Here is an 11113-nt window from a genome sequence, read left to right as displayed (position 1 = left end):
GAAGATCAGGCTTAATCTGACAAATATGTAATTTTAAGCAGAGGTTGTCAGATTGAGTTTGATTTTCTACAGATAAGCATTTATACCATTGAGTATTATTTTTTACCATATCTTTGGACTATTGGATTGCTGCAAAAATGAATTTTTCAGGTTCATAATTCAAAAATATGGGTTAAAGCCTTGTACTATATAGCTTTAACCCACTTTTCACCAACGTTTTGTCCATTATGCCAAGAAAAACCGCACCATCAAAGTGCGGTTAATTTTTTCATAGTTTTTTTATTAACGCGTGCTGGTACTGGTTGTCGTACGGTTGGCGCGTTTGCGATCCGTTTCCGTCAGCAGTTTTTTACGGATGCGGATGGATTGCGGGGTGACTTCCACCAATTCGTCGCCGTCGATAAATTCGATGGCCTGTTCAAGGGTAAGCTTGAGCGGCGTGGTCAGCTGAATCGCATCGTCTTTACCGGACGCCCGCATATTGGTGAGTTTTTTGCCCTGCAGACAGTTTACGGTTAAGTCGTTGGAACGGCTGTGAATGCCGATGATTTGACCTTCGTACACTTCCTGACCGTGTTCGACCATTAATTTGCCGCGTTCCTGCAAACCCCATAAGGCATAGGCGAGGGCTTTACCGGTGGCGTTGGAAATCAATACGCCGTTTTGGCGTTGACCGATTTCGCCCGGTTTAATGTCGTCGTAATGGCTGAAGCTGGAGTACAGCAAACCGGTACCGGAAGTCATCGTCATGAATTCGTTACGGAAACCGATTAAACCGCGGCTTGGGATCACATATTCCAAACGGGTGCGGCCTTTGCCGTCCGGGCTCATATCTCTGACTTCGCCTTTGCGAATACCCAAGGCTTCCATTACGGCACCTTGGTGCTGCTCTTCGATGTCGATGGTGACCTGTTCGAACGGTTCCTGTTTATGACCGTTTTCTTCTTTGTAGATTACTTTCGGGCGGGATACCGCCAATTCGTAGCCTTCGCGACGCATATTTTCGATTAATACGGATAAATGCAGTTCGCCACGACCGGATACGCGGAATTCGTCCGGATTAGGGGTTTCTTCCACGCGCAACGCTACATTGTGTACCAATTCTTTGTTTAAGCGTTCGAGAATTTGACGGGATGTCACGAATTTTCCTTCCTGTCCGCAGAACGGTGAGGTGTTGACGCAGAAGAACATGGTGACGGTCGGTTCGTCTACGCTCAATGCCGGTAACGCTTCCACCGCGTTGATGTCGCAAATCGTATCGGAAATGTTCAGTTCGCCTAAACCGGTGATTGCCACAATATCGCCTGCTTGCGCCAAATCTTCTTCGTAACGCTGTAAACCCAAGTGTCCCAACACTTGACCGATTTTACCGTTACGGGTTTTGCCGAAACTGTCGATAATAGTGACGGATTGATTCGGTTTTACCGTACCGCGTTTGATTCGACCGATACCGATCACGCCCACGTAGTTGTTGTAATCCAATTGGGAAATCTGCATTTGGAACGGTGCGTTTAATTCCACTTTCGGCGGTTCTACATATTCGACGATAGCTTCAAATAACGGTGTCATGTCTTCCGCCAGTTCTTCATGTTCAAGACCGGCAACACCGTTTAAGGCGGAAGCGTAAATAATCGGGAAATCTAATTGTTCGTCCGTGGCGCCCAAGTTTACAAATAAATCAAAGACTTGATCCACCACCCAGTCCGGACGGGCGCCCGGACGGTCGACTTTATTGATCACCACAATCGGTTTTAAACCGTGAGCGAAAGCTTTTTGAGTGACGAAGCGGGTTTGCGGCATCGGGCCGTCAAAGGCGTCCACCACTAATAACACGGAATCCACCATGGAAAGAACGCGTTCCACTTCACCGCCGAAGTCCGCGTGCCCCGGGGTGTCCACGATGTTGATACGGTAGTCGTTCCAGTTAATCGCCGTGTTTTTGGCCAAAATGGTAATGCCGCGTTCTTTTTCCAGATCGTTCGAGTCCATTACGCGTTCGTCCGCATCACCGTTACGGGCCGCTTCTAATGTGCCCGATTGCTGTAACAGTTTGTCGACCAGTGTCGTTTTACCGTGGTCAACGTGCGCAATAATCGCGATATTGCGCAATTTATGAATATCTAATTCTGCCATTTAAAATGTTCTTAATAGTTTAACGAATAATAAAATGATGAGATTTTTATTCGAAGCCGCCGAAACGGTTTCTTTTCCCTTCGGGGTTGTCGGCAAAGCCAACGTGCAAAAATCTTCGATTTTCGTCGCCGCACTTTGTGTGCCGTATGCGGTGTCGGATGAGCCGTGGCGGCGAAAGGTCGCAAATTATACAACTTTTTCCGGCTACGGGCTATCTAAAATCGGAAAAACAGTTTGAATTTTCACCGCACTTTCTTGACTAACATGAAGATCTTATTCATTTAAATATCGACGGGGTTTTGTTTTTTACGGATATTTGCACGGAATAGATTATGTGGTATTTTCCGCAGGGGGAAAATGTTTTAGAATAACCCTAATTTTAGGGGCTGTTTATGAAAGATAAACGGGTCTTACTGATAAAATCTTATAACAGGAGTTTTTTATGGCTAATGCAGCAATTGAACGCGTGTTCAAGTTGATAGAAGAGAACGACGTTAAGTTCGTGCTTCTTCGTTTTACGAATATTAAGGGGAAAGAACACGGCGTTTCATTACCTGTCAGTGCTGTCGACGAAGATTTCTTCGAAGACGGCAAAATGTTCGACGGTTCGTCGGTGGAAGGCTGGAAAGCCATCAATAAAGCCGACATGCTGTTAATGCCAATCGCCGAAACCGCTGTTGTCGACCCGTTCGCCCAAATCCCTACCTTATCTATCCGTTGCAGTATTTACGACCCGAACACTATGCAAAGTTACGATCGCGATCCGCGTTCCATCGCTATGCGTGCGGAAGAATACATGCGTTCCACCGGTATTGCGGATCACGTATTTTTTGGTCCGGAACCGGAATTCTTTTTATTCGACGACGTACGTTTCAGCACGGAAATGAATAACGTTTCCTTTAAAATCGACGATATTGAAGCGGGTTGGAACACCAACCGCAAATACGAAGACGGCAACAATGCTTACCGTCCGCTGGTGAAAGGCGGTTACTGTGCGGTTGCGCCGAACGATACGGCGCACGACATTCGTTCCGAAATGTGTCTGTTAATGGAAGAAATGGGCTTGGTGATTGAAGCGCACCACCATGAAGTGGCGACGGCCGGTCAAAACGAAATCGCCACCAAATTCAACAGCCTGACCCTGAAAGCGGACGAAACCCAAATCTATAAATACATCGTGCAGAATGTCGCGGCGGAACACGGCAAAACCGCCTGTTTCATGCCGAAGCCGTTTGCCGGCGACAACGGTTCGGGCATGCACTGTAACATGTCTTTAAGCAAAGACGACAAAAATATTTTCCAAGGCGGTAAATATGCCGGTTTATCCGAAACCGCGCTTTATTACATCGGCGGTATCATCAAACACGCAAAAGCGTTAAACGCATTCACCAACCCGACCACCAACTCTTACAAACGTTTGGTGCCCGGCTTTGAAGCGCCGGTGTTATTGGCGTATTCCGCCAGCAACCGTTCCGCTTCAATCCGTATTCCGGCGGTGACCAGCCCGAAAGCGATTCGTGTGGAAGCGCGTTTCCCGGATCCGGCGGCGAATCCGTATTTAGCCTTTGCGGCATTATTAATGGCGGGGCTGGACGGCGTGGTGAACAAAATTCATCCGGGTGACGCGATGGATAAAAATCTGTACGATTTACCGCCTGAAGAATTGAAAGAAATTCCGGCGGTGGCCACCTCATTGGAAGATGCGTTGGCTTCTTTGGAGACCGACTTCGAATTCTTAACCAAAGGCGGCGTATTTACCAAAGACTTTATCGAAGCCTTCATCGACATCAAACGCAAAGAAGTGGCGCGCGTCAATATGACACCGCATCCGGTAGAATACGAAATGTACTATGCCTGATTTATCGGCTTAACGGCAGAATAATTCGCGTAATAAATGAAGTGCGGTCAAAAAAATCGATGATTTTTCGACCGCACTTTTTGTTTGCCCGAGATCTGATAAAAGTATTTTATGAAATGGTTATTTCCATTTGGCGATCAAGCGATCGGTGGCGATTGCCGCCCCCATTGCCAAGGTGAGCGGCATTAATACTTCCGCGTTGCTGCGGGTGAGCTCCAACAGAAAAACGATGGAAGTAAACGGCATTTTCTGCATAATCCCCAAAAACACGCACGCGCCGATAATGGCGGCGCCTTCCAGCGAAAGCTGCGGGAAGAGCGCGTTCCAGCCGATCGCCAGACTGTAGGCGAAAGTGCTGCCGAGCATCATAGACGGCGTAATCAGCCCGCCGTAAGCGCCCGCCGCCAGCGCAAACAGCACCGCAAGCCATTTTAACGCCATTAATTGAAGGCTTTCCGACCAGTTAATCATTTCACCGAATGTCAGTTGATTGCCGGGTTTGCCGTTGCCGAGAATTTCCGGTTGATAAATGGAAATGAAGCCGATGAGACTGAATAACAGTACGGCGACGGGAATAATGCGTTTGTCCGTGCGCTGTAAAAAAGGCACGTGTTGGGTAGAGCGACGGAATCCCTGTACCACAAAAGGAATCAGCATCCCGATAATAGCGGAGAAAATCAGTAGTTCCGTATTAATGGCGAACGGCGTGACTTTGTCGTACTGCACCAAATCGCCCAGAAAAAAGCGCGATACGCAGGTGGAAAGCACCACGGTGACTAAGGCCGCCCCCAGCGAACGCGTGCTGATGCTGAGCACCATGGTTTCCAGAATAAAAATCGTGGAGGCGAGCGGCACGTTATATACCGCCGTCAAACCCGCACCGGAGGCGCAAGCGAGAATCAATTTAGCGTCGGTGTCGTTTAAACCGGCTTTTCTTACCCATGCGCTGCCGAATGCCACGGACATTTCGCGCGGCGCCACTTCGCGTCCCAAAGGGGAACCCAGCCCGACGGTAATAATCTGCAATAAAGCATGGCCGACGGTTTTAAAAAACGGTACTCCCTGTTGCGGGTTATCCAGTCCCTGTTTCACACTGAGCAGTTTTTTGCCGTAACGATGAACGCTATACCAGCCGATTCCCACCACAATACCGCAAAATGTGAGGGCGAGCCAACGACGTTCGGCGGAACTTTGTAACACGCCTTCGCGAAAGGACATGTTTTCGCCGTTTAAGCCGTAATCGAAAGCGATATGCTGAATACCGTGCAGAATATGAGTGAGCGCCGTGCCGATTAGCCCCGAGATAATACCGATATAGACGAGAGAAAGATAGAAACGCAAGTTGAGTTTTGTCATGAAACAATTAATTATATGAGAACGGTTGACAGAAACGGCGTTATGTCGGCTTGCAAAACCGTTACGCCAAGAAAAGTGCGGTCGGAAAAACGAAAGTTTTTTGGACCGCACTTTTATCGAATCGATAACTTTAAACGGAACGCGTGCCTAATTGGAAAATCACGGCTTCCGCCTGACAACTGAATACGAAACCGGCTTTTAAGCGAAAACCGCCTTCGGCTTCATTAATCTCACTTTGAATTTGGCAGGGTTCGGTTTCGGTGTCCCGTGCTTTTTGGGTCAGTTTCGCCAATGCCGCTTCCGCTTCCGCCCGGGTCGGGTACACTTTGTCGAAATCCGCTTTTAAATCGCTGTTATCCAGAATAGAACCTACATCAAAGGTGTTGCAACCGACGCATTCGACGGGTTTATCGTTTTTCATAAGTTATTGTCCTATAGTTGTGAGTTAACCTGTTTCCTCACTTTACCCTCAAATGCGGCGGTAAGCAACCTTCAAGGCGGTAATTGTCCTATTTTGATAGGAATTTACAATTGTTATATCGATAAGTGATAGTCTGTTTCTATTTTAACTATTCGGGATAACAATTGGAAAAGCGGTTCGCGCGCCATATAATAAACTCGACAAAACAAAAAAGCAGCAGCAAAATACAGAAGGAGAAACGTTATGTCAGACAAAATGAATTATCCGGTTTTAACCTTAACCGAAAAATCGAAATCTTTAACGGCGGACGTTAATAAAAATGCCGCTCATACCGTACCGGGCTTGGACGTAAAAACCGGGCATTCCATCGCAGACGCATTACAAACGCGTTTACAGGGCTTGAACGAACTGCAATTAATTCTAAAACACGCTCACTGGAACGTAGTAGGGCCTCAATTTATCGCGGTACACGAAATGCTGGACGATCAGGTTGACGAAGTGCGCGACTTTGTAGACGAAATCGCCGAACGTATCGCCGCCTTGGGCGTGGCGCCGAACGGTTTGCCGGGCAATCTGGTGGCAATCCGTCAAACGCCGGAATATCCGTTAGGCCGGGCCGGCGCGCAGGATCATTTGCGTATTCTCGACAAATACTATGCACATAATATCGAATCTCACCGTTTCGTATTGGAACACTTCGGCGAATTGGATCCGATTAGTGAAGATTTGTTGGTAGCGCAAACCCGGGCATTGGAAAAATTACACTGGTTTATCCGCGCCCATTTGGATAACGGCAACGGAAATCTGTAATATTCGGGTATTTTAGGGTGCGGTCGCAAAAACGCGGTTTTTTGTGACCGCACTTTTTTGTTGTTCCCGTTTTTTGTTACAATACACCGCGTTTTCTACTCAGCAGGATTTATTGTGAACGTTAAAAAATCGGTGACTACGCGCATTGCCCGCTATCTGATTACGGTAATTATTTTTGCCGGCATAATCACTACCTTCGCGCTCGGCATTATGGTGAGCAACCGTTCCGATGCCGAACAGATTAACGTATCGGGTTCGCTGCGTTATCAAAGCTATCGCATTCTGTATAACTTAAAAAACCATCCGGATTTGCTGTATCAGGATTTACGCGAATACCGCAAATCCTTGCATTCGCTGTCTTTAAGTCAAATCGACACCCAATTTTTAGCACCGAAAGAGCTGAAAAATGCCTACCATGATCTCATCGCCGACTGGGGCAAAATGGAAAAAAACGCTTTAGTTAAAGATGTGAAATCTTACGACGCCAATCTGGAAAATTACGTGTTACAAGTGGATCGCTTCGTCTTTGCCCTGCAACGGTTTGCCGAACGAAAACTGATTATCACCAGCGTAGTGATAGTGGTGTCCATGCTGTTGATTATTGCACTGGTCGCCTGCATTACCGCCTTTGTTAAAAAACAGGTGGCGGCGCCGTTACAACAATTAACCCGTGCCAGCGTGCAGATTCAAATGCGCAATTTTCAGCATATTCCGTTGGATACGAACCGACCGGACGAACTGGGTGATTTAGCCAAAGCGTTCACCCAAATGTCTTCGGAACTGAGCAAAATTTATTCCAATCTGGAAGAACGTATTGCGGAAAAAACGCAAAAACTCACCCAAACCAACCGCACGTTGTCTATGCTGTATCATTGTTCGCAGGCACTTTCCGGTTCGGATACGGACAATGAACATTTACGCGCGGTAATGAAAAATGTCATGCTGGCGGAACATTTGCGGGCGTTGGAATTAGTGCTTATCGCCGACGACACCCGCATTATGCTGGGCGAACCGAGCGAAAGTTTAAGCTGGCAATCGGCGGATGTGGGCGCCGACAGCAACCGCATAGGCGAATTGCGCTGGCAGGCGGGATTGCCTTGCCCGGATCCGCGTATTTTGGAAAATATCGGACAAATGTTGGGACGCGCTTTATATTTCAGCCAAACGCAACGCCAGCAACAGCAACTGTTACTGATGGAAGAACGTTCCATTATCGCCCGCGAACTGCATGATTCGCTGGCGCAAGTGCTGGCTTATCTGCAAATTCAGTTAACCCTGTTAAAACATCATCTGAACAAAGACGAGCCGAATGCGAAAAACAAAAGTCTGGCGATTATCCGCGATTTCGAACAGGCGCTGACCGGCGGTTACACCCAATTACGGGAGCTGTTGGCAACCTTCCGTTTAACCGTGCAGGAAGCGAATCTAAAACTTGCGTTGGAACAAGTGATAGACAGCCTGCGCAATCAAACCTCTATTCACATGAATGTGACCTGCAATCTGCCGTCGCACGTATTCAATGCCCAGCAGTTGGTGCATGCATTGCAGATTGTGCGTGAAGCCGTATTGAATGCGATTAAACATTCTAAGGCAAATCTGATTGAGGTGATCGCGCATACCAATGAGGATGGCGAACAGGAAATCATTATCCGTGACGACGGTGTCGGCATTGCGAGTCTGGATGAACCGGAAGGTCATTACGGTTTGCGGATTATGGAAGAGCGCAGCCGTCAGTTAAACGCGAAATTAACCATTAAGAACCGCCCGACCGGCGGCACCGAAGTTTGCATATTGTTATAGCGATGAAAATCAGAACGGCGAAAGAACAGGATTTGCCGCAGATTGTGGCGATTTATAATCAGGCGATTCCCTCACGCCGCATTACCGCCGATTTGCAGCCCGTAACCGAACAAGCGCGTCGCCCCTGGTTTGAAGCGCATTTGAACAGTTCCCGCCATCCGATTTGGGTGTTGGAAAGTGCGGTGGAAAAAAACAAAATTTTAGGTTGGTGTTCCTTTTCACCTTTTTATGATCGCGCCGCCTTCGATCAAACCGTCGAAATCAGCGTTTATCTGGATCAATCTGCAAAAGGACGGGGTTACGGATCGCAGGCAATCCGGTTTTTACAGGCACAAATGACCGCATTGGACGTACATACTTTAATGGCGTATGTTATTGAGGAAAATCACATCAGCCGTAAAATGTTCGAAAAGCTGGGATTCCGCCGGTGGGGACGCTATCCGCACATCGCCAACATGGGCGACAGCTTGCAGACTTTTTTGATTTACGGTTACCAGAAAACGGCGGAATAGGTGTAGGGGCTAAAAAAACATTTTATTTTTGACCGCACTTTTGACGGATTATTCATTCATCCGGTTAATACTGTTCATCAACCCTTTCTTAGCCGTCCGTAAATGACGCTTCAATTCTGTAATTGCGCCTAAGTCATCTTGGCTTACGATTTTCACTAGGATAGCCAAGTGTTCTTCTACCGCTAAGATATTCCTAGTGCGTAAATCTTTGTTATCCCATTGATAGTGAAAATGAAAAACAACAGAAATTAAATTAATAAAATCATTAATGAAGGGATTATCGGCAGCGGATAAAATAAGAGAATGCAATTGTTGATCTAATAGGGAAAAATCAGGATATTTTTCAATGATGTTATCCCTTAGTGCGCGGTGTTCCTGCAATAAAAATTTCATCTTTTTCCAACGAATATCATCTTTGGGTAAATTCATAAAGCAATTTAATGCATGACATTCAAGCATTTCTCTTAATTCAAATAATTTATCGGCGTAATGCTGAGTCAATTTTGTGAGTTTCCATTTACCTGCCGTGATATGGGAAATCAAATTAAAACGAGAGAATTGGATGAGATATTCGCGCACGGTAAAAATATCTACATTTGCTTTTTTCGCTAATTCCAACTCTGTAAAATCATCACCGGGTTTGATAATTTTCTGTTGTACTGCATAGCTGAAGTATTTTTCTAATTTCTGTAATTGGTTATTCTCTAACTTTTTGATTTTTATATAGGTTATTTTAAGATCTTCTGTTGGTTTTTGAATAACGATTAATTTATCATTTGTTTTATTCAGAATATTTTGTTCTGTTAGATAATGTACTGCGTGTCGGATGGTTGTTCTGCTGACGTTGTATAAACCTGCAAGTGTTGATAATGAAGGTAAAGGCGATTCCAATAGTTCTGATGATATATCGTCAATCAATCGATTAATAATATCCTGTCTTAGATTTAAATCTCTACTCATATACTGCCCGGTCTAGTAATAAAAAACAGTTAAAAAACACTAAAATTATTCTTTGATCACATTACTGCAAAGAAATTTATAACTTAATAAAAATTAAATCAATAATATCTTCACTTTTTAATTATTTCGTTAGAAGAGAGAATTATTATGAAATCACTAGTATGTAAAGAACCGTTTAAACTTGTTTTAGAGGAAAGAGAAAAGCCGCAACCAAAAGAAAATGAAGTGCAATTGAAAATTGCAGCGATTGGTATTTGTGGTACGGATATTCATGCTTATGCCGGTAATCAACCATTCTTTGAATACCCGCGTGTATTAGGACATGAGGCAAGCGGTGTGATAACGGATTTAGGTAAAAATGTAGATAAATTCAAAGTAGGTCAACGGGTGGCATTAATCCCTTATGTTTCCTGTGGTAAGTGCGGGGCATGTTTAAGCGGTAAAACGAATTGTTGTGAGAAAATTTCGGTTATCGGCGTTCATCAAGACGGCGCATTTAGTGAGTATCTCGTTGCACCCGCTCAAAATATTTTACCCGTTTCTGACAATGTTAATGATGTTACTGCTGCGCTAATCGAACCTTATGCTATTAGTGCACATGCAGTAAGACGCGCACAAATAAACGTTGGGGATGATGTTTTAGTCGTGGGAGCCGGTCCTATTGGACTTGGCGCCGCCGCGATTGCTCATGCCGATGGCGCAAATGTCGTGATTGCTGATACGAGTGAAGAACGACGTAAACATATTCAGGCAAATATTCCGGTACCTACATTGGATCCTATTAATGAAAAAGTAGAAGATTATTTTAACGGTCGTTTACCTGAAATTGTTATTGATGCGACAGGTAATCAAAGGGCAATGAACAATGCGGTAAATTTAATCCGTCATGGCGGTCGGATCGTATTTGTCGGTTTACATAAAGGCTCAATTGAGTTTAGTGATCCTGATTTCCATAAAAAAGAAACCACTCTTATGGGGAGCCGTAATGCGACATTAGAAGATTTTGAGAAAGTACAGCGGTTAATGGCTGAAGGCAAAATTGCAGCGAATATGATGCTGACTCATACATTCAAATATGATGGATTAGCGGATATTTATGAGGAAGAGATTACCAAGAATAAATCGTTAATTAAATCTGTTATTTTATATTAGAAACAAATAAAAAACAGATAAAAAACAGGTAAGTATGATATGTAGCAGAAATTAATAAAAATTTTCATCGTAGTAGTTATTCATTTACGAAGTTGTAAATTTATTATCTAT

The 11113-nt window shown here is 45.1% G+C and carries 10 protein-coding genes; 6 read left to right on the top strand and 4 right to left on the bottom strand.

What is annotated here, in order from left to right; translation table 11 throughout:
- Window positions 1-282: 282 nt before the first annotated feature.
- The gene (gene typA / locus ASUC_RS00895) at window positions 283-2133 is read right to left on the bottom strand and encodes a translational GTPase TypA (protein ID WP_011978823.1); all 1851 of its coding nucleotides are present in this window, start codon (window positions 2131-2133) and stop codon (window positions 283-285) included.
- Between the two features lie 34 nt (window positions 2134-2167).
- On the opposite strand from typA, the gene ASUC_RS00890 reads away from it, so the two are divergent.
- Both ASUC_RS00890 and glnA read left to right on the top strand, forming a co-directional pair.
- Window positions 2168-2371: a hypothetical protein gene (locus ASUC_RS00890; RefSeq protein WP_041834586.1), complete on the top strand. Its 204-nt coding sequence runs from the start codon at window positions 2168-2170 to the stop codon at window positions 2369-2371.
- A gap of 204 nt (window positions 2372-2575) precedes the next feature.
- Entirely contained in the window at window positions 2576-3991 is a 1416-nt protein-coding gene (glnA, locus tag ASUC_RS00885; protein ID WP_011978822.1) for a type I glutamate--ammonia ligase, read from the top strand.
- Window positions 3992-4111: 120 nt separating this feature from the next.
- Here the strand turns inward: glnA and ASUC_RS00880 are convergent, their stop codons facing one another.
- Complete coding sequence (locus ASUC_RS00880; protein ID WP_011978821.1) at window positions 4112-5347, bottom strand: chloride channel protein; 1236 nt, start codon at window positions 5345-5347, stop codon at window positions 4112-4114.
- Between the two features lie 130 nt (window positions 5348-5477).
- On the bottom strand, window positions 5478-5768 hold the full coding sequence (locus tag ASUC_RS00875) for a YfcZ/YiiS family protein (RefSeq protein ID WP_011978820.1): 291 nt from the start codon (window positions 5766-5768) through the stop codon (window positions 5478-5480).
- Between the two features lie 243 nt (window positions 5769-6011).
- On the opposite strand from ASUC_RS00875, the gene ASUC_RS00870 reads away from it, so the two are divergent.
- The 3 genes from ASUC_RS00870 (at window position 6012) to ASUC_RS00860 (ending at window position 8890) form a co-directional block, all read left to right on the top strand.
- The gene (locus tag ASUC_RS00870; protein WP_011978819.1) at window positions 6012-6578 is read left to right on the top strand and encodes a Dps family protein; all 567 of its coding nucleotides are present in this window, start codon (window positions 6012-6014) and stop codon (window positions 6576-6578) included.
- A 114-nt stretch (window positions 6579-6692) separates the two neighbouring features.
- Complete coding sequence (gene narQ / locus ASUC_RS00865; protein ID WP_011978818.1) at window positions 6693-8378, top strand: nitrate/nitrite two-component system sensor histidine kinase NarQ; 1686 nt, start codon at window positions 6693-6695, stop codon at window positions 8376-8378.
- A 2-nt stretch (window positions 8379-8380) separates the two neighbouring features.
- The gene (locus tag ASUC_RS00860) at window positions 8381-8890 is read left to right on the top strand and encodes a GNAT family N-acetyltransferase (protein ID WP_011978817.1); all 510 of its coding nucleotides are present in this window, start codon (window positions 8381-8383) and stop codon (window positions 8888-8890) included.
- 48 nt (window positions 8891-8938) lie between these two features.
- Here ASUC_RS00860 and ASUC_RS00855 read toward each other — a convergent pair whose 3' ends face one another.
- A complete protein-coding gene (locus tag ASUC_RS00855) occupies window positions 8939-9850 on the bottom strand; it encodes a GntR family transcriptional regulator (RefSeq protein ID WP_011978816.1) in 912 nt (303 codons plus the stop codon).
- 147 nt (window positions 9851-9997) lie between these two features.
- Between ASUC_RS00855 and ASUC_RS00850 the strand changes: the two genes are divergently transcribed.
- Window positions 9998-11002 (top strand): zinc-binding alcohol dehydrogenase family protein, encoded by a 1005-nt coding sequence (locus ASUC_RS00850; RefSeq protein ID WP_011978815.1) that lies wholly within the window; start codon window positions 9998-10000, stop codon window positions 11000-11002.
- Window positions 11003-11113: the final 111 nt, after the last annotated feature.

This window comes from Actinobacillus succinogenes 130Z (assembly GCF_000017245.1).
Lineage (GTDB): Bacteria > Pseudomonadota > Gammaproteobacteria > Enterobacterales > Pasteurellaceae > Exercitatus > Exercitatus succinogenes.
This window is presented reverse-complemented; position numbering and strand designations above follow the sequence as displayed.